This is a genomic window from Pedobacter sp. CFBP9032 (assembly GCF_034045265.1).
In the GTDB taxonomy this organism is placed as follows: domain Bacteria; phylum Bacteroidota; class Bacteroidia; order Sphingobacteriales; family Sphingobacteriaceae; genus Pedobacter.
In genome coordinates this window covers 243,102-262,401 of record NZ_JAXCWE010000003.1, presented here as the reverse complement: position 1 = coordinate 262,401, position 19,300 = coordinate 243,102, and the positions used below count along the sequence as shown (strand labels likewise).

The 19,300-nt window shown below is 40.2% G+C and carries 15 protein-coding genes; 3 read left to right on the top strand and 12 right to left on the bottom strand.

Annotation, left to right across the window (positions count from 1 at the left end; genetic code table 11):
• The first annotated feature begins 78 nt into the window (after nucleotides 1–78).
• Nucleotides 79–591 (top strand): DUF1905 domain-containing protein, encoded by a 513-nt coding sequence (locus SOM16_RS07750; protein ID WP_320463422.1) that lies wholly within the window; start codon nucleotides 79–81, stop codon nucleotides 589–591.
• A 218-nt stretch (nucleotides 592–809) separates the two neighbouring features.
• Here SOM16_RS07750 and SOM16_RS07745 read toward each other — a convergent pair whose 3' ends face one another.
• From SOM16_RS07745 to SOM16_RS07705, 9 genes are all read right to left on the bottom strand, one after another.
• Nucleotides 810–1,808, bottom strand: a complete 999-nt coding sequence (locus tag SOM16_RS07745; protein ID WP_320463421.1) for an NADP-dependent oxidoreductase — start codon at nucleotides 1,806–1,808, stop codon at nucleotides 810–812.
• A 1-nt stretch (nucleotide 1,809) separates the two neighbouring features.
• Nucleotides 1,810–2,577, bottom strand: a complete 768-nt coding sequence (locus tag SOM16_RS07740; RefSeq protein WP_320463420.1) for an SDR family oxidoreductase — start codon at nucleotides 2,575–2,577, stop codon at nucleotides 1,810–1,812.
• Between the two features lie 28 nt (nucleotides 2,578–2,605).
• A complete protein-coding gene (locus SOM16_RS07735) occupies nucleotides 2,606–3,334 on the bottom strand; it encodes an SDR family oxidoreductase (protein WP_320463419.1) in 729 nt (242 codons plus the stop codon).
• Between the two features lie 52 nt (nucleotides 3,335–3,386).
• Entirely contained in the window at nucleotides 3,387–4,481 is a 1,095-nt protein-coding gene (locus SOM16_RS07730) for an alkene reductase (protein ID WP_320463418.1), read from the bottom strand.
• A 55-nt stretch (nucleotides 4,482–4,536) separates the two neighbouring features.
• A complete protein-coding gene (locus tag SOM16_RS07725; RefSeq protein WP_320463417.1) occupies nucleotides 4,537–5,127 on the bottom strand; it encodes a TetR/AcrR family transcriptional regulator in 591 nt (196 codons plus the stop codon).
• Between the two features lie 213 nt (nucleotides 5,128–5,340).
• Nucleotides 5,341–5,973 (bottom strand): TetR/AcrR family transcriptional regulator, encoded by a 633-nt coding sequence (locus SOM16_RS07720; RefSeq protein WP_320463416.1) that lies wholly within the window; start codon nucleotides 5,971–5,973, stop codon nucleotides 5,341–5,343.
• Between the two features lie 69 nt (nucleotides 5,974–6,042).
• Nucleotides 6,043–7,371 (bottom strand): TolC family protein, encoded by a 1,329-nt coding sequence (locus SOM16_RS07715; RefSeq protein ID WP_320463415.1) that lies wholly within the window; start codon nucleotides 7,369–7,371, stop codon nucleotides 6,043–6,045.
• Nucleotides 7,343–10,450: an efflux RND transporter permease subunit gene (locus tag SOM16_RS07710; RefSeq protein ID WP_320463414.1), complete on the bottom strand. Its 3,108-nt coding sequence runs from the start codon at nucleotides 10,448–10,450 to the stop codon at nucleotides 7,343–7,345. Before SOM16_RS07710 ends, SOM16_RS07715 begins: the two co-directional genes overlap by 29 nt.
• 8 nt (nucleotides 10,451–10,458) lie before the next feature.
• Entirely contained in the window at nucleotides 10,459–11,520 is a 1,062-nt protein-coding gene (locus SOM16_RS07705; RefSeq protein ID WP_320463413.1) for an efflux RND transporter periplasmic adaptor subunit, read from the bottom strand.
• A gap of 249 nt (nucleotides 11,521–11,769) precedes the next feature.
• On the opposite strand from SOM16_RS07705, the gene SOM16_RS07700 reads away from it, so the two are divergent.
• Nucleotides 11,770–12,360, top strand: a complete 591-nt coding sequence (locus SOM16_RS07700) for a TetR/AcrR family transcriptional regulator (protein ID WP_320463412.1) — start codon at nucleotides 11,770–11,772, stop codon at nucleotides 12,358–12,360.
• A 173-nt stretch (nucleotides 12,361–12,533) separates the two neighbouring features.
• On the opposite strand, the gene SOM16_RS07695 is transcribed toward SOM16_RS07700, so the two are convergent.
• From SOM16_RS07695 to SOM16_RS07685, 3 genes are all read right to left on the bottom strand, one after another.
• Complete coding sequence (locus tag SOM16_RS07695) at nucleotides 12,534–13,133, bottom strand: hypothetical protein (RefSeq protein WP_320463411.1); 600 nt, start codon at nucleotides 13,131–13,133, stop codon at nucleotides 12,534–12,536.
• 212 nt (nucleotides 13,134–13,345) lie between these two features.
• Nucleotides 13,346–14,407, bottom strand: a complete 1,062-nt coding sequence (locus SOM16_RS07690) for a cyclic nucleotide-binding domain-containing protein (protein ID WP_320463410.1) — start codon at nucleotides 14,405–14,407, stop codon at nucleotides 13,346–13,348.
• A 707-nt stretch (nucleotides 14,408–15,114) separates the two neighbouring features.
• Nucleotides 15,115–15,801, bottom strand: a complete 687-nt coding sequence (locus tag SOM16_RS07685; protein WP_320463409.1) for a hypothetical protein — start codon at nucleotides 15,799–15,801, stop codon at nucleotides 15,115–15,117.
• Between the two features lie 373 nt (nucleotides 15,802–16,174).
• Between SOM16_RS07685 and SOM16_RS07680 the strand changes: the two genes are divergently transcribed.
• Nucleotides 16,175–17,080 carry a pirin family protein gene (locus SOM16_RS07680; protein WP_320463408.1) on the top strand — a complete coding sequence of 302 codons (906 nt, stop codon included), beginning with the start codon at nucleotides 16,175–16,177 and terminating at the stop codon, nucleotides 17,078–17,080.
• Nucleotides 17,081–19,300 lie beyond the last annotated feature (2,220 nt).

The following is a 19,300-nucleotide window of genomic DNA, read 5'->3' as shown; positions in this document are numbered from 1 at the left end:
ATGAAGGGACGAAACAATACAATGTGTCATGATGTTACGCTGAGTATTCCATCCGTTAAATCCTTTGAAAAGAAAATAATGAAAGAACTTTTAAAAAACGAAAAATTGAAAATCAGACACGAACCAGGTAAGGGTGCATGGACGTATAACCTGGTGATTCCGGGTACGAAAGATATTCGGGGTAAATGGGGTTTTATGAAAGTTTCCGGCACAATAGATGGCTATGAATTCAAAGATTTAAATCTGGCACCACTTAAAGATCAAGACAAACGTATCTCGCTAAACAGCACTATTCGCAAAGCAATAAATAAAGGTGGTGGCGACGAAGTAACAGTAAGTATGGTTAAAACATCAGACGATCGATTGACCCATGAAGATGAAGTCAAAGATTGTTTTAAGGATGCTGAGGTATATAAAAAATTCATGAGCCTGCCAGAGGATGAAAAAACGGCCATTCTGGATGACATCGTTTCTCAAAAAACGGAAGACAGCCAGGAAAAAAGAATCATTGCTCATATCAAAAAACTGGATTCAAAAAAACAACAATCTATGTTTCTCTTCCGCAACTTTAAAGGAACTAGGCAGTTATAAAAAAGATAAGGGCACACCATTTGTGCCCCCTCAGAAACGAAGATTATTTTTGATTCCTCATTTATGTCAAACCCGGATTAGCTGGTTAAATGATTAGGCTATACATTTAAATTAAAGGCATCGATTCCTTTTACCTCATCCGTAAAATAGACCTATAAAAAGAAATTTAGAATCAGTTAGCGAATGATCTGTTCGAATCGCGATAGCACTTAATAAACCTATTTTACCTTAATCACCACTTTTCCTTTTGCACGCCCGCTTTCCACATATTTTAGCGCTTCATTGGTCTGTTCAAAAGGATAGATCTTATCCACAACTGGTTTAATGATATCAGCCTCAATGAGCTTAGTAATCTTTTCAAGCTGGCTTCCACTGGCTTTCATAAAGAGAAAATAGAAATCGACATCACGTTTTTTTGCCTTTCTTCTGATGCCAAAGCTAATTAATGATAAGACAGCTTTCAAGTACCAGGGTAATCCCATCTCATCGGCAAATTCATGAGTTGGCGGACCAGAAATGGAAATCACCTGACCTTCTGGCTTCAGGATTTTGATTGATTTTTTAAGTGTTTTGGTATCCTGGCTGTTGAGTACAACATGGTAATCTTTCAGCATTGTTTCAAAATCCTGCGTTTTATAATCAATCAGCACATCTGCACCCAGGCGCTTTAATAATTCAAAACTTTTAGTACTGGCAGTGGTAGCAACAGTAGCACCTAAATGTTTTGCCAGCTGGATAGCGATCGTTCCTACACCTCCAGAACCTGCTTGTATAAACACCTTTTGTCCTTCTTTCAAATCAGCATGCTCAACCAATGCCTGCCACGCAGTAAGTGCCACCAGCGGAATAGAGGCCGCTTCCTCCATTGTCAGGTTTTTAGGTTTAAGTGCCACATCTTTTTCATTAATCGAAATGTAATCAGCAAAGGTTCCGATATGATGATCGGCAGGGCGGGAATAAATCTCGTCGCCAACTTTAAATTTCGTTACATTTTCCCCCACCTGGGTGATGATACCTGCCACATCGTGACCTAAAATTAATGGAAGCTTATAAGGCAAAATCAGCTTAAATTCTCCTGTTTTAATTTTAGAATCCAAAACATTTAGGCCTGCAGCATAAACCTCTACCAAAACCTCGTTTTCACCCACCGTTGGAGTCGGAATAGCCGCAAGTTGCAGGCCGCCCTTGGTATATTTGTTGATGATAAATGCTTTCATGTTATTTTTTTAGAAGTTGATGGTCTTTTTGAGGGTTAAGTATCTTAAAGGCTGTTTTAGGTAAAAACCTGTTAACCAGATTAAATAGTTTTGCATCGCCCACGCGGATTACATGCTGTTCTTTTGATAGACCTTTGATCAAACCTTTAACCATATCTTCAGGTGATATTTTTTTATCCTTTCTTTCTGCGGTCATTTCTGTAGCAACAAGTGGTGGGATCAATTCAACGATCTTTACCTTACTCCCGATAATTTTTAGATGCTCACGTAACGATGTGGTATAAAAGGCCAGTGCTGTTTTTGATGAAGAATAAGTGGCTTCAATCAGAGAAGGAGCCTGACTTAGAATTGATGTGGTATTAATTATTGCTGTTTCATTTCTTGATTTAAGCATGTCAAGAAAAAGATTAATCAACCTGATTACACCAATATAATTAACTTCCATTTCATACGCTGCACCTTCAGCATGCTTATCGCTTGCAATCCCTAAATTTGAGGGTGCAACGAGCACAGCAGCATTATTGTATAAAATATCAATACCGCCCAATTCTTTTACGGTATTAAAGAGCGCTTTTGCATCTGCTTCATTTCCCACATCACTTCGTATGGCAACCAGTGCTGGATGCGCTTTTTTAGCCGCATCCAGTTTCGCCTGATTTCTACCTGTGATAATCACTTTAGCCCCAATTGCTAAAAATTGCCTAGCTGCTTCAAGTCCGATGCCCGATGCGCCACCTGTAATCAGGATTGTTTTTCCTTTTAAGTTCATATCTTTTGAATTTTATCTTTTAAAAGAATCAGTAAGGTGCCTGTTCTGTGATTGGGTGTAGCAGAGCGTGTATTTTCTTACTGTCTCCAACCGGAACTTCAAATTGATTGTGCGCTAAGGCTGTAAACAGTTCATCGGCTACTTCTGATGGCGGAATACCGTTTGCACCTCCAATTTCTGCTGAAAACTCCGTGTTAACCAAAGGCGGATATACTTCATAAACATTCAATTTTTCGTTATCTAAAAAGGTATCTCTCAATCCTTGTGTATAGCTGTGGAGTGCCGCTTTGCTGGCAGCGTAAGTGGGCAGGTATTTATTTGATCTGAATGCAACAATGGAAGTAATGTTAATGATTGCAGCTTCTTCCTGCTGTAAAAGCTGTGGAATTAACAGTGAAGTAAAATCAATCACGCTGATGTAATTGGTATTCATCTCCTGATGCGCTTTTTCTGCTGCATTATTATTTTGATCACTCAGATCATTCATAAAAACAGTACCTGCATTATTTACAATGATATTCAGTTCAGGGTAATTTGTTTTCAAGTCTTCGGCTATGCGAATTCTATCTTCTTTTACAGATAAGTCACCTTGAATGGCAACGGTATGCGCTAATTCTTTTAGGGCGTTTTGAAGGCGTTCTTCGCTACGTCCGTTGATGATGATTTTATTGCCGGCAGCACTTAGCTTTTTAGCAATTGCCAAACCAATGCCTGCACTTCCACCGCTGATGAATATGGTGTTTCCTGTTGTTTTCATTATTTTTTATTTTTAAAATCTGGAAATATATTTTTTGTTGTTTTTTTAAAGGCTATTTAGATAAAGAAGGATAATCGGTATAACCCTTTTCGCCCGGTGTATAAAAGGTGTTTTGATCGGGAGCATTGAGTACTGCATTAGTCCTGAATCTTTCTACCAAATCCGGATTGGCAATAAACGGTACGCCAAATGACACCAGATCCGCATCACCATCGCTCAATACTTTTGTAGCTGTTTCTTTATTGAATGCCCTATTGATGATGATGGTGCCTTTGTAAATCTTTCGGAAATGTTTGGCAATTTCCTGGATCGCTTCCGGAATTGCAGTAACATCGGTAAAAGGCTCTATAAGATGGATGTAAGCAAGACCATAATCATTCAATCTGTTTACGATATAATCATAAAGTTTAATTGTTTCATCATCGACCGAAATGCCCATGATTCCGTTTAATGATGGATTTAAGCGAATGGCCACGCGCTTAATATCCACTACATCTTTTAATTCATCTAAAATATCAAAAAGAATACGTGCCCTGTTTTCCACCGAACCCCCATATTCGTCTGTTCGGAAATTTGAATTTTTTGAAAAAAATTGTTGCAGCAGATAACCATTTGCTCCATGCAGTTCCACACCATCAAAACCAGCTTCAAAAGCATTAATTGTAGCTTTTTTAAAGTCAGATACTGTTTTCTTGATGTCTTCTAAAGTCATTGCCCTAGCGGTTTCACTCTCCTTGAATCCAGTTGGAGAAAAGACTTTGATGTTCGGGTTGTAAGCAGATGGCGCTAATGGCGCTAACCCATTATGATGGTCAGGGTGCGAATTAGCGCCTGTATGCCACAGTTGGGCAAAGATTTTACCACCTTTCTCATGCACGGCAGAAGTAATCAACCTCCAACCTTCTACCTGCTCTTGGTTAAATATCCCCGGAACATTTGGAAAACCAACCGCATCCTCGCTGATGACCGTACCTTCGGTAACGATAAGACCAGCAGTGGCCCGTTGACCGTAATATTTTGCAGTCAATTCGGTTGCCGCGTGTTCTTCATTGTCAGAACGGCTTCGTGTCATAGGAGCCATAACAATCCTGTTTTTCAATTCAATATCCCCGATTAAACAAGGATCAAATAAATTTGTAATATTCATATTCTTTAATTTATATTTTATACTTTTTAGTATATTTTACACCAAAAAAAGAGCTTTAACGCTCATATTGTGCCAATTCGGATTTAAGGCCTTTAATTAGCACCACCATTGGTTTACTTACTTCCATAGCCCTGCACATTACCGTAGCACCTTCAATGGCTGCCACCAGCTTAAAGGCAAAATTTGCCGGATCCAGTTCAGTTGAAAACTCCCCGTTATCAATCCCGCTTTGAAGTAGCGCGGTCAGTTCCTGTTGACCAATCCTGATTACTTTTGCCACTTTTTGTTTTAGTGATGGGTAGTTATCATCAGTTTCAACAGCGGTATTAAAAACCGGGCACCCCCCTGGTATAAGCGAATTAAGCGGATCTTTATAAAAATCCATAAATGCCCACACCTTCGCTTTAACAGATTTACCCTTTGAAACAGCAGACCTGATGCGTTGAGAAAGTTTATCTAATGAGTAATCAACAACTTGTGCAGAAAGATCATCTTTACCATTAAAATGCCCGTATAATGCGCCTTTAGTTAGTTTGGTAGCAGAAAGAATATCATCAATAGTAACACCAGATATACCTTTTTCGTTATACAAGGGTGTGGCCGCTTCCAATATGAACTGCTTTGTTTTCTCTGCTTTTGTTAACATAAAACCTAATTCTTATACAAATATACTAAAAAGTATATTTAACTAAAAAATTAAGACTGTTTTTTAATTGCTTTTAGTTTTTGTATGAAGGCGAATGCATATAAGTGATCGACTTACGAGAATTCAAAAGCCTGTGCGCTAAAGAATTTTTGCAAGTCGATCTTCATACATGAAACTTATACAACCGCTCAGCCAATCATCAATTTCGCATGGTTACAAGCTTATTCCCTTCACAAAAACTGAAGATAAATTTCTTGCATTTTTATAAACTATAATGTGCTGTCTGTAATGCGTAGGAATTAATGTTTGCTTATCTACAATATGATTCCATAATAGGCCCTGCATGCAAGAAAAATAAAGGTGTACCAACTGATCAATATTTGTATAGGTGGTTGTGTTACTCCTGCTTGCAGCTTGAAACACCTGAGTCAAAAAGGCAATATGGCTCATCTTCACTTCGAAAAATTTATGCTGTAAAATTTTATCTTTAGCATTAAATAAAAAAGTTGTTGAATAACCAAGCAGTGCATAGTGCTTAAATAACTTCCATTGTATTTTTATCACATCATCTAAAATTTTTTCTAATGATTGATTGAGTGGTAATGCCTGTAAAAGGCTGAGGTATTCAGCGAAAACATGGTCAAAGACCGCCCTAACCAAGTGGCTCTTATTACTATAATAATAGTAAAGTGATGGCTTGGTTAGGGCTAAATCTTTTGCAATATCATCCATTGTCGTTTTTGCAATTCCGTAATAGATAAACCGCTTGATTGCCACATTGACTATCATACGCCCTTTATCCTTCAGTATTTTACTGTTTTTTACACCAGGATTAATTTTAAGCATATTTAAACTTCTATTTAAAAAGATCTGATTCTAATAAAATTTATCTTTAAAGGCCGGATGCATAACTCATTATTGCAGGGCCACCTTTGAAGTGACATAGTTATAAACAGCAGCTTTAAAATAGAAATCAGAAAAAGCAGTAGCAACGATACTGGAAGCCTGCTGATAAGAGGCCTGTGCATCAAGCACATCAGAAATTGTAGCCAGTCCGGATTTATAATTATCCTGATTAACCTTTAAGTTTTCGGTAGCGAGTTCAAGGTTATCCTTTGCAAACGAAATCTGGATAAGCTGATCTTTCATGTCATACCAATAGCGTGTAATACCGACTTTTATCTGATTCTGACCATCAAGAAAATCATTTTTGGCAATCGCTTCACTGATCTTTCGCTGTGCTACTTTTTGTTTCCCTCTGCCCCATAAGCCACTAGAGATTGGTACACTTAAGGTAAGGAACCCTGCGGGAGCAAAATTACTGCCTATGCCACTATTTATGGAGCCAACTTGCGAAGCACTTACACCAAGCGCCAGACTTGGCCGGTTATCACCTTTAGCCAGGCGGGTTTGTAACGCTTCACCTGTAATACGCTTATTGAGCAGGATATAATTGGAGTTCTGCGTTAAACTGGTATCGGGATGAAGTGCAAGTAATACCGGCATGGCTTTCTTATCCATCGTATCCTGCATCACCAATAAGGAATCAAAGGTTAAACCAGTGTACATGGAGAAATCAAGCAGCGCGACTCTGCGTCCATTTTGCAACTTACTTTTATTTACCAATAACTCACTCAACTGTACTTTAACTCGAAGGAGATCATTGCGAGCAATTAAACCAGATGCCAACATATCTTTTTGCATTTTTAGTACAGCATTCAGTAAAGTTTCATTAACCGAAAGTGTTTTTTGCTGCTCCTGTATGTTTACAAGGTTCCAGTATTTTTGCTCCGTCAGCAGAATTACAGAATCTAAAGATTGCTTTCTTCTGATTTGACTAACCTCCAACTGGAGGGCAGCAAGCTGATTTCCAGTCTTGATCTTTCCCCCCGCATACAGGGTTTCTGTTCCCGTTACGCCAACCAGGTATAGGTTATTAATGCTTTCGTTTAAAAGAGGTGGTAAGGCAGCTACCAAATCTTTAAAGCCATATAGGCCAATTCCCGTACCGCTAACAGCAGGAAGATAATCAGACTTAGCTGCTGCAACATCGGTTTTAGAAGAATTGATTCTTAATTCGCTATTTTTAAGTGAATAACTGTACGCTATTGCGGCCTGTTTACTCTGCTCGAGTGAAACGGTATGAGTCTGTGCAGTAGCGCTAAGAAATCCGACAAAGGTGATATAATATAATAAAAATTTCATGGTATTATCCTTAAACATGTGTGGGTTCAGATATTTCATTTTCTGGCTTATTTTGATCCTCCTTACGGAAGAATAACCAATAAAGCGTAGGCAGAATAAATAGTGTCAAAAGCATGGAAACAATTAGCCCAAAGCAGATTACTGTTCCTAAAGGGCCCCAAAGGGATGACCTGCTGATTACCATTGGTATTACGCCTACTGCTGCTGCAGAAGAGGTTAAAAAAATTGGGCGCATCCTACGCTCAGCAGAAAGCTTCGCTGCTTCAAAAACTGATTTCCCTTCATGAATTCTCAGTTCTTCGGCATGATCAATTAATATAATTCCATTTCGAACTACAATACCACAAAGGGCCAGTAAACCAAGAAATGAAGTAAAACCAAAAGGATATCCGGCTACAAACAATCCGAACGATGCACCTAAGATACTCAGCGGCATGGTGGTGATACTTAGTATAGCGTGTTTAAGATGTTTGAAATGCCACAATAAGATCAGAAAAATAAGCACAATACTTACGCCTAAAGCAATACCCATCGGGCCTTGATTTTCACCCTGGAGTTCCAATTCTCCCCCGTAAGTAACAGTAACATCTTTTGGCAATTTAATCTTTTTTATCTCAGGCATGAAGTCCATCAATACGGCATTGGCAACCGCTTTCTGGGTAACGTCCATTCGTACAGTTAACGTGCGTACACTGTTCCTGCGGGTAATCTGACCATCGTTCCACTCGAAATTAACGTCTGCAACCTGTCTTAGAGGGATAATTGACTGCGTCTTAGGAGACACCACATTCAGATTTCTTAAGTCATCAAGATTACTTCTTGACACTTTTGGCGATTTTATCTTCACATCCACGGCGTAGGTATCTTCCCAAAGCTGGGTGGCAACTATCCCTTCTGAATGCATCAGCACAGCATTTGCGATATCATTTTTCCCAAGGCCTAACCTTGCCGCATCTGCACTCTTAATATCCAGTGCCAGTGTAGGCTGTGGCTCATTAAAATCTGTTCTTACCCAGTTTACTTCCGGATGCTTCTTACCAATTGCCGATACCTGCTGCGCTACTTTTTTCAAATCAGCCAAATTATTTCCACTAATTCTAACCTCAATTGGCGCCAGGGCATTAATCATATTTAATTGTTTCATGCGTACAAATGCAGAAGGAAAAAGATTGCCGTATTTGGATTCATATTCGGTGATAATCTCTTCTGTTGCCTCTTCTGATTCCGTTTTTATTAAAATCTGTGCATAGTTTTTAGCGGGCAGATTTGGTGCGTATACAGAGTGGAAACGCGGTGAACTACTTCCGATAAAACTGGTATAATTAAGAATTCGCTTATCCTTTTTAAGAATCCGCTCCATACTTTTAACTACACTATCAGTTTGAGTAAGTCTATAACCTGATGGCAGGTAAATTTCCATGGCAAACTGGTTTCGTTCTACCTTTGGAAACAACTGTTGTGGCAGAATACCCATAATACCGATGCCTGCAACCACTGCAAGTGCGCCTAAAAAAACAGTGATTTTGTAGTGTTTCATGGAGTTTCCGATATGACCATTGAAAAAATCCTGTAACCTGTCTAAAAATGATCTTTTAGAATCATCTTTATTATGCAATAATCCCTTGGTAATGAATAAGGTATTAAAGAAAGGAACGATCAGCATTGATATGATTAACGAAAGCGTCAATGCGATAACGATGGTAACTGGAAAGAGTAAGATAAAATCTTTTGAAACACCAACCATAAAAAATGCGAGTGGAATAAAGGTTGCCGAAATGGCCAGCGTTGCGGTGAATACTGAAGGAAATAATTCCTTGGCACTTTCTCTGGCCGCAGCCCATACCGATAAACCGTGATCGAGTTTCTCTACATGGCTGTCGATGACTACAATGGGATCATCTACTACAATTCCCAGCACAACGATTAAGGCCGCAAGGGTAACCGTATCCAATTCGATACCAACCATATACATAATGGCAAGTGTGGCTAATATCGTAATCGGGATGGTTGCTGCTGCAACTGCCGCTACCCTTAACGGCAATAAGAGTACTGCAATAAAAATAACTCCAATAAGTGCAAAAGCAAATTCCTTCATAAAGTGACTGATGGAATCATCAACTACTTCGGGCTGATCTGCCAGTTTCACCAGTTTTACATCAGATGGCAAATGCGCACTTACCTTTTCTATGTGTTTTTCCAGCTCCTTGCCAAAGCTTACAATATTTTTTCCAGTGATCATTTCAAGCGAAATGATGATTGATTTGGTTCCATTAGAGGTAACATAACTGTCTGGCTCATCGTATTCGCGTTTCAGCGTGGCCACATCCCGAAGTCGGATGGCATTGCCGTTTGCATCCTGCCTGATAATCTGATCAGACAGTTCAGCCTCTGACTTATAATAGGTGTTGACATGGATCGGTTGATCTACTACCGCTCCTTCTTCCTTTCCTGTTGCATTTATTGCACCTTCGTTTTGAAGAACCTGCATGATATTGCCTACTGAAACACCTTTTTGCAGGAGTTTATTTTGATCAACATAAATAGTGATTTGCTCATTAAGATTTCCGGTATGCGAAATTTTCGCCACATCCTGTACCTGCCTTAATTCTGCTTCAATATCCTCTACATTTTTCAAAAGCTCCTTGTAGGGTCTGGTTTTCGATTCTACCGACATCAGTAATGCAGATGTATTTCCAAAATCACTATCGATATAAAATCCCTTAACTTCTTTTGGTAGCTGGCTTTGCAAAATAAGCATACCATTTTTAATCTTATTCCAGAAAGCCTTGGTTTGTATAGCGTTCAGGTTATCTGCAACCTCCACAAAAACAAACATCTGTCCATCTCTGGAAAAGGAATAGGTTTTCTTTTTATTGACTTCGTTATTGCTGAACAGATATTCCTCTACTTTTTTGGTCAATTGTTCTTCTACTTGTTTGGAGGAGGCACCTGGGTATTGCCCTACAATAAGTCCCTGTCTGATGGTGAAGTCAGGGAATTCATTTCGCGACATATTAAAAAATGCCACAATTCCTATGATGACCAGTACTGCAGATAAGGAAAGTGGGAACACATGGTATTCCATGGCCCATTCTATTAGATTTGATTTCTTTTTCATATCTCCGCTTAGTTGTTTATCGTTACGGGACTTTGATCTGCAAGCTTCTGATAGCCGGAGGTGATAATCTGCTCATCGCCGGCAAGGCCTGACAGAATAGAAATGCCATTAGTATAAAGCGTTCCTACCTCCACATTTTTCCTGATAGCTTTATGCTGATTGTTAAGGATATAAACAAATCGATTCCCTTTTTCATCTACCTGTACAGACTGAACCGGGACAATTACCTTGCTTGAATCAGCTGCTGAGGTCGTACCAGAACTGCTTTTTTTAAACAATACTTTACAAAGCATTCCAGGTTTCAGTTTCCCGCCAGAATTGGCTATGGTGATGGTGATATTGTAATTTGCACTTCCATTAAGCGCCAGAACGCCAACTTCAGTCACTTTACCAGACAAGGACTGGCCACCCAAGGCATCAATTTTCACCTCAGCCTGTGTTCCCACCTTGTATTGGTTTACTTCACTTTCTGGTACGGCTACAATTACCTTAAGTGCTCGGGTATCCAACAATTGTAATACAGACTGCCCGGGAATTGCCACCGCTCCTGCTTCAGCCTTTTTTTCGCCTACATAACCGCTAACAGGCGAATATAAACGGGCATGAACAAGATTTTGATAGGTTGCCTTTGCTGCTGCATTTAGTTGTTCGTAATTTGATTTTGCTTCCAACATCTTAATCTCAGCAATGCTACCTTTTTTGAAGACCTCATTAATACGGGTATAGTTCTCTTTGGCAAGCTTAACCTGGGCTAGCTGAGCATTATATTGATTACGGTAAATGGTTTCATCAATTGCAGCAACCAACTGGCCTTTATTGATGTAGTCGCCAGTGCGGGCAGAAAAGTTTAGAATAGTTCCGGAAACCTGAAAACTCAGTTCAATAGTTTTATTGGCTTCAAGAGTTCCATCATACAGGATACGATCCGTAAAATTCTCATTTCCGCTTCTTAAATTAACTACATTAACAGCTAATGTATCTTGATTAGGGTTGTGTTTTGCTTCATTAGAGCAGCCGAATAATCCGAGGACCATGATCGCGAGCCCGGTTACAGTTGTTGTTGTCTTCATTGTAATTTAAACATTTAATGTTTTTTTGTCGATTTATTGATATTAGATTAAGAATATGGAAAGGTGAATAAATATGTGTTCATGCGCATATTTACATTTTCAAAGCAATAATAGTTTTCGACAAATATACATTTTTTGTTTCTATACCATTATCAATCTATATGTCATAAAACAAATTAGGGGCTAGAATTGAATAAAAGGACATTTTCCCACCACAGTTGACAAACATTAATTGTATTTTTGTCGACTATGAGAAAGTTGGAGCAAGATTCAGTAAGAGAAGAGATCATCAGCGCCTCCCAAGCGGTGTTTAAACGATATGGCTATGTAAGGGTGTCCATGCAGGATATTTCTAAGGAATGCAAGAAGGGCCGTAGTACGCTGTACCATTATTTTAAAAACAAAGAAGAGGTGCTGGATGCGGTCTGTTATAAGATTTTTTCCAAATGTTTACAGGAAAGTGAGCAGGCAATCAGTAAAAGAAAATCCTTTTCCGCAAATATAGAGTCATTTAATGCTGCTAAGCTGAAAAATCTTCGCGAGATGGTAAGGGAATACAAACTTGCGATTGATGACCTGAGGCAAGACCCTTCCTCCTTCTTAATAAAATTAAGGGCTTTCGCTGAAGATGAAATTGCAGTTGTAAAAAAAATTATCATTTGGGGAATGGAAAACAGGGACATTTCCGAACTACCAGATGAAGACACTCAGTTTTTGTCTGAAACACTTAACGCGGCATTTAAAAGCTTTGAACAGGAGATCGTTATTTTTGGCCGATTTCCAAATTATGAAAATAAGGTGGCGTGGTTAGCTCAAATGTTCCACAAAGGACTTTTATAATTCAAAAATTCAAAGAAAGGAAATTAATCAAAACGAGGTCGATTAACATTTTTATCTATCCATTAATGTCTGGCTAACAGGATAAACTTATGCGGGTTGGTGAGCCATTAACCCGTAAGACGAAAGGCTTGCCATTATCCAAGGTGATCTTCACAGCGGTTGACATAAACGTATTAAAGAAAGTAATTGCTGCCATAAGTCTGATAAATTCTTGCCGGCACGCGATGCCAAACCTCAGGATACATCCTTTGCAAATAGCTTAACCTGGACGAGGAGGAATCCAGTTTTGAAAGAATAGCATAATGGTTAAGATCCCTGGTGGCATAAGGAAAAATTAAGTGGGTAAACAGGCGGTTCAGGATAGGAAAAGCCTGGCATCCTGACTCTAGTTCTTTCCGGGAAATAATGATCAGCTGCGCGTCATCTATTGCCTCCAGACTTATCGCTTGCGATTCATGGTTATGCTGGCTACAAATAAATACGCTTTTAGATTCTCCCAGCCACGTATCGTATCTTTCTCCTAAATCAGAACGCCTGTAACCACTTACCAAACCACTAAGCACGATAATGACATTATCATCGTCCCCATAAAGCCTCTCCGCCAAAGCCACCTCGCCGGCTGCAAGCCGAAAGAAAACCGTGTGCCTGAAAACATACCTTAGCGCATATCGGTAATGGCCTCCAAGAACCGGAACAAATAACGCTAAAAAAGCCTTTCTTTCACAAACGGAGATACTTGTAGAAGTATTGAATTCAGATATATTGATGTTCATAAAATCCATTTATAAATAGGCGGATGAGCGGCAATCTATCCAAGGTCTCTAACCAATTATATGGAAGACAGTAGTACCTGTTGAAAACCACCCAAATATTCTACTATTCTGATTAAAAATATTTGATTACGGATAACACCAGTCTTGATTGTTTTCAAGACAATATTAACTTAAACGGCTAAGGAAGCCACCAACCAGTAGAGCAGTCAAGTTTAGTTTTTCATGCTTTTTAGCTGTTCAGGTTTCCTTAAGATAATCTCGTTTCCATCTTTTTCGATTAGTCCCTCACGTTGAAAATCGCCCAAAACCCTGCTGAGCGTTTCGGTAGCAATCCCTACTGCACATGCAAGGTCATTTCTTGGCATTACAAAACCGTTCTTCTTTAAAGAATCATCGGCTGGTTTGCTAAACTTTAATATGCTCTTTGCAATCCGCTTTCTTACAGAATAATAGGCAATATCTAAAAGCTTTCCGTGGCTTTCGTTAACCTCTTTGGCCAATTGCCTGAAAAAAAACTTGTTTAAATCTGTATCATCAGTTAAAATACTCTCGATACTGCCCACTTTAAGAATGGAGATTTCGGCAGAATCCATTGCTTCTGCGCTCTCCATGCTTTCGCTTCCGAGAATAGCACCAAGAAGACCAAAGCACTCACCAGGCCCAAAAACACCTGTAATGAGTTCATTTCCTGCATCGTCAATTACATAGGTTTTGACCCGTCCGGATAATATATAATATATTTCTGCTACTTTATCTCCTGGATAATAAATTACCTGGTGTTTCCTAATCATTCTGGGGATCAATCCGTCAAACCTCGACTTGAGCCACATCATTTCATCGTTCTTGTTGCCTCCATCACCTAATCTTTCTTTGTGTTTTGAAAAATACTCCCGCTGAAGTCTTTTTTTCCTTATCCTTACTTCTACCTGATTTAGAAGTTCACCATGATCAAAGTGATTTAATAAATATCCATCTGCACCAAGTTCCATAACCCTGCGGGTCAGATCATGCTCATCGGCATTGAGCAGCATAATAAAGCCTACGCCTGCATTTTCAACAAATTTATTGACCATGCGCAGCACACCAAAGCCATCAATCTCTAAGAGCTTGATGCCACTTATAATAATATCTACCGGATATCTGCGGATAATGTCCATCGCCCGTTTCCCGCTATTGGTCGAATTTACATTATACTTTCCCACTGTAAGTATCTTGGAGATTTTTGACATTAAATCGGCATCATCCAGAATAATCAGGATTTTTGATCCTTCCATTCAAATGTTTGGTTTAATCCCGATCTGGTCACCCTTCTCTGGGATAGCTATAAAAAAAATATCAGTTAATTATCAGGTAACCAACGAGCAGCTGGAACCTAAAAATCTTTCATCCCGGAGCGTACAACTTCCAGGCAAGAGAGACTCATCAATATTACTGTTCCGGGGAGAATCTACGGAACCTCCCAAACCTAAAAGGCCAGAGCGCGGATATGCCTCCAAAAGTAACAGGAATATTAACATGTAATATGCATACATCATAATAATATCAAAAACTTCATTTACAAATTATGATTTAGCCTATCAACCGGCATCCACGAAAGCCAATCCTTAAATAATTATACATCTCGTACACCCCGTCTTTTGGTTGTAAAATATATAGACTCAAAACGCACAAATGGAAATCCGATAGGATTATGTTTAGTGATAGACAATTGCCCATGAAAATCGGAAATCATTCGTGATGCAAGCTTGATAACCGTCAACATCCAGATTGACCATAATCAATAATAATAGAATAGCGACGCTAATATCACAAAATAGATCTTCCATTTATGCATCCTGAATACGATACAGAACCGTTGTAAAACACCCCGTTCCCTCATTAAAACAGTAAATCTAATCAATACTATTCCTTTCAGGAATGATGCATTTCATACTTGATCAACAGCATAAAAACGATGATATAACTATTTTTACTTGCATCCCTAATAATGTACTTCGCTGAAGTCTGGCACCTGGGGAATAAGAACGGCACAATCCCGACTACGGTCATAATACATATTCCAGCCCCCGGTACATCCTATAAAAACAGAATTTCTCGAAATGCGTGACTGCTCCGCATAAGTTCGATTAGAAGGGTTGTTAAGACATTTAGCCGCCTGCGTATCAGCAATATTACAAACGGAATGCGCTAGGATAAGTGCAAACGAAAAAAATAAATGCATCGAAAAGTACCGGATCTCAAACTTCCGGATATGATAAAACACGATCCACAGGAAAGTGGTTAGCACCATTACAACTGCCGGCCATACCGTAAAAAAAACTTCTCCATTATTCAGCATACTCACCAGCAGCCAGATCATGGGCAGTATACCCAGCACAAAAAATAGCTTTCTGCAAAAGCTGATGGATAAGATATCTCTCAGCCAGCAGTGCCCTACGAAGATGATACTGATTATCAATGGCACTGCCAGAAGAAAAATCAGCTGACCCCAGTTTGATAATGCTCTTTGAGACATCAGCACCTCCACCGGACCTGCCAGTTCCAAAATATCGATTTTGAATCTTCCATAATAAACAATTTCTCCAATAATAGAGGAAATGGCAAGCAGAATACCAGCAAGAAACATATATTTTAAAAAGAGTACAGATATATTGACCTGGTTATCCATAGCTATGAATTTTTGATTTTTGCAATAATGGAATGCTGATTACACTAAGACCATACGTATAACCGCAGGAGTTGACATGATTACTAAAAATCAGTGCTTTTACTTTGAAAGAGTTGATAGACATGAATGGGGGGTAATTGTACGGTAAAACTCGACATACCTACCCTAAACGCACTTAACTTAAATTAACCATATCATTGATTTTGATCAGGTAAAGTTTAGATGATATCATTTAAAAAATCTTAAATAGATAAAACACGATTTAAATGAGTCTATCAGCGGTGCTGGAAAACAATCATCACGGAGAATAAATTTTTATGGATCTACAGAAATGCTCTTATTTATCAGCAATTTTATATAAATTTCAAACCGTATGCTTGATATTGTAATAGAAGCCAGACAGGCGATCATCTCACCGGGTTTCTCGGTAAAACGTATCCTTCCATTCCAGCTCAGGAGAATGGTTGGCCCTTTTATCTTTATGGACCATGGAGGTCCGATTGATGTTCCTGCCACCACCAACCTGGATGTGCTACCTCACCCACACATTGGCCTTTCTACTGTTAGCTACCTATTTAGCGGAAATGTAACCCATAGGGATAGCCTTGGTATAGAACAATTAATTAAACCTGGCGAGGTGAACTGGATGAATGCAGGAAAAGGGATAGCACATAGCGAACGCTTTGAAGACCCAGCCATGCGTGCTGGCGGTTTGGAAATGATACAAACCTGGGTAGCACTCCCTGAAAAGGATGAAGAATCTGATCCTTCTTTTAAAAATTATGCTTCAGAAGAGTTACCAATTTTTACTGACAAGGGCGTATGGATGCGCTTAATTGCCGGAGATGCCTTTGGTCTATCCAGCAATGTAAAAACAAACTCTCCCCTATTCTATCTGCATGTTGTACTTGAGCAGGGTGCCAGATTTGGCCTTCCAAAAGAACATAGTGAAAGGGGTGCCTACATTGTAAAAGGCAGTATTGAAATAAATGGAGTTACTTACGGCGAAGGTAAGTTATTGGTATTTACCAAGGGAGTAGACCCGCTAATCATTGCTAAAGAAAAGGTAACACTCATGATGCTTGGTGGGGAACACCTCGGTGAGCGGTATATCTGGTGGAACTTTGTATCCAGCCGTAAAGAAAGAATTGAACAGGCTAAAGAAGATTGGCTACAGGGCCGCATTCTTTTACCACCAACAGATAATGAGGTTTTTATACCCTTACCACAAGACCGTTCAAAACCTGCCGGCGGCCCGCCACCAGGCGCGCTTTCTTAAACAATTATGTGGCTACGTTTACTTTAAAAACAGCCCCTATCCGCCTGGAGGTACCTATCCCCGGGAAGGAAAGGGCGCACAATGGAAATTTTTCGCATCTCGCGATCAACATGCTGCTATTGTTCAAAAACCACCCCGCCCTGCGGGCACCCCTCCAACGGAGCGGAATTGCAATCGCAGCCTAGCTATCGCCACCCTGCTCGCTTAAATAGTTTTCCCGCAGATTAAGAAGATTTACGCAGAATCATGATGGTAAAAATCTGCGGTGATCATTTAGATCTGCGGGACCAAATTTGCATTATGCCGTAGGATGGTTCACACTCCAGCGATCGCCACCCTGCCATAGCCACATGCTATTTCCATCTCGCTATCCGGCATAGGAAATGATGGAAGGAGAAAACGTTAAAGCTTCAACCACAATCTTTCAACCCACTACAAACCAAGGCAGCGCGTCCGCTCCCGATTCTTCATCGTGTGCTTGTGCTGCCGAAATAAAGCTTTAACGAATTTATCCGACATCAGATCCAAGCCTTGAGTTTTGCTTCTTTTTGTCAAGAAAAAGAAGAGAGCCCTTCGGCGGCTAGCCGAGGCAAGCCAGCGCAGCGGGAAAAGTTTTCGGCAGGTGTTGACACCAGCTGATAGATGACTGGTACAATTTAGATGTATTTTAAGCTTCGAGTTAAAAGGATTTTATCGCGTCCTGGCCGGACGGGCCTTTTTTCTCTTGACAGCAAAAGAAACAAAACTGCCGGCTCGCAATTTTTTTATCCAAGTCAGTAACTGGGCTAGGTCAGTGCCATCCCAAAAAATTGACCATGCCGGTCTAAGAGCAGAACGAAGAAACGGTGGTTTGGCCTTGTTGGGTAGTGATAGCGATCGCCATTTTTGTTATAAATCTAAGTCTGCATCCTAATTCTCATCGTGCTATTGCCACCTCGCTATCCGGCCTAGGAGATGATGGAAGGAGAAGCCGTTGAAATTTTCGCACTCCCGTTCAAATACCTCAAACCCAAGGTAGCGCGAACGGCTCCTAAAGCAAATCTGTATGACAAGACGAATTGAGCCCTTGCGCTACCGCCATTTAAATTTCAACGCGCTAATCCGACATCAGGTCCAAGCCTTGGGTTTTGCTTCTTTTTGCCAAGAAAAAGAAGAGAGCCCTTCGGCGGCCAGCCGAGGCAAGACTGCGTAGTGGAAAAAAAAATCCTCTTGTCCTGGCCGGACGGGCCTTTTTTCTTTTGACAGCAAAAGAAACAAAACTGCCGACTCGCAATTTTTTTATCCAAGTCAGGAGCTGGGCTTGGTCAGTGCCATCCCAAAAAATTGACCATGCCGGTCTAGGAGCAGAACGAAGAAACGGTGGTTTGGCCTTGCTGGGTAGTGATAGCGATCGCCATTCTGGTTATAAATCTAAGTCTGCATCCTAATTCTCATCGTGCTATTGCCAATTTGCTCTCCGGCCTAGGAGATGATGGAAAGAGAAGCCGTTGAAATTTTTGCACCAACGTTCAAATTTTCCCACAACCCAAGGTAGCGCGAACGGCTACTAAGACAAATCTGTATGACAAGACGAATCGAGCCCTTGCGCTACCGCCATTTAAATTTCGACGCGCTAATCCAACATCAGATCCAAGCCTTGGGTTTTACTTCTTTTTGCCAAGAAAAAGAAGAGAGCCCTTCGGCGGCCAGCCGAGGCAAGACTGCGTAGTGGAAAAAAAATTTTCTTGTCCTGGCCGGACGGGCCTTTTTTCTTTTGACAGCAAAAGAAACAAAACTGCCGGCTCGCAATTTTTTTATCCAAGTCAGTAGATGGGCTAGGTCAGTGCCATCCCAAAAAATTGACCATGCCGGTCTAAGAGCAGAACGAAGAAACGGTGGTTTGGCCTTGTTGGGTAGTGATAGCGATCGCCCATTCTTGTTATAAATCTAAGTCTGCATCCTATTTTCTCATCATGCTATGGCCACCCTGCTACCCGGCCTAGGAAATGATGGAAGGAGAAAACGTTAAAGCTTCTGCCACAATCTTTCAACCCACCACAACCCAAGGCAGCGCGTTCTTTCCCGATCCTTCATCGGGTGCTTGTGCTGCCGAAATAAAGCTTTAACGAGTTTATCCGACATCAGGTCCAAGCCTTGGGTTTTGCTTCTTTTTGCCAAGAAAAAGAAGAGAGCCCTTCAGCGGCTAGCCGAGGCAAGCCAAGCGCAGCGGAAAGACAGCTA

What these genes read in the sequence shown, in the direction of transcription:
- SOM16_RS07710 (WP_320463414.1), bottom strand. Translation starts at nt 10,450, where the DNA reads ATGAAAAAGAAATCAAATCTAATAGAATGGGCCATGGAATACCATGTG.
- SOM16_RS07685 (WP_320463409.1), bottom strand. Translation starts at nt 15,801, where the DNA reads ATGGATAACCAGGTCAATATATCTGTACTCTTTTTAAAATATATGTTT.
- SOM16_RS07690 (WP_320463410.1), bottom strand. Translation starts at nt 14,407, where the DNA reads ATGGAAGGATCAAAAATCCTGATTATTCTGGATGATGCCGATTTAATG.
- SOM16_RS07740 (WP_320463420.1), bottom strand. Translation starts at nt 2,577, where the DNA reads ATGAACTTAAAAGGAAAAACAATCCTGATTACAGGTGGCGCATCGGGC.
- SOM16_RS07725 (WP_320463417.1), bottom strand. Translation starts at nt 5,127, where the DNA reads ATGTTAACAAAAGCAGAGAAAACAAAGCAGTTCATATTGGAAGCGGCC.
- SOM16_RS07720 (WP_320463416.1), bottom strand. Translation starts at nt 5,973, where the DNA reads ATGCTTAAAATTAATCCTGGTGTAAAAAACAGTAAAATACTGAAGGAT.
- SOM16_RS07700 (WP_320463412.1), top strand. Translation starts at nt 11,770, where the DNA reads ATGAGAAAGTTGGAGCAAGATTCAGTAAGAGAAGAGATCATCAGCGCC.
- SOM16_RS07750 (WP_320463422.1), top strand. Translation starts at nt 79, where the DNA reads ATGAAAGAACTTTTAAAAAACGAAAAATTGAAAATCAGACACGAACCA.
- SOM16_RS07715 (WP_320463415.1), bottom strand. Translation starts at nt 7,371, where the DNA reads ATGAAATATCTGAACCCACACATGTTTAAGGATAATACCATGAAATTT.
- SOM16_RS07680 (WP_320463408.1), top strand. Translation starts at nt 16,175, where the DNA reads ATGCTTGATATTGTAATAGAAGCCAGACAGGCGATCATCTCACCGGGT.
- SOM16_RS07735 (WP_320463419.1), bottom strand. Translation starts at nt 3,334, where the DNA reads ATGAAAACAACAGGAAACACCATATTCATCAGCGGTGGAAGTGCAGGC.
- SOM16_RS07705 (WP_320463413.1), bottom strand. Translation starts at nt 11,520, where the DNA reads ATGAAGACAACAACAACTGTAACCGGGCTCGCGATCATGGTCCTCGGA.
- SOM16_RS07745 (WP_320463421.1), bottom strand. Translation starts at nt 1,808, where the DNA reads ATGAAAGCATTTATCATCAACAAATATACCAAGGGCGGCCTGCAACTT.
- SOM16_RS07695 (WP_320463411.1), bottom strand. Translation starts at nt 13,133, where the DNA reads ATGAACATCAATATATCTGAATTCAATACTTCTACAAGTATCTCCGTT.
- SOM16_RS07730 (WP_320463418.1), bottom strand. Translation starts at nt 4,481, where the DNA reads ATGAATATTACAAATTTATTTGATCCTTGTTTAATCGGGGATATTGAA.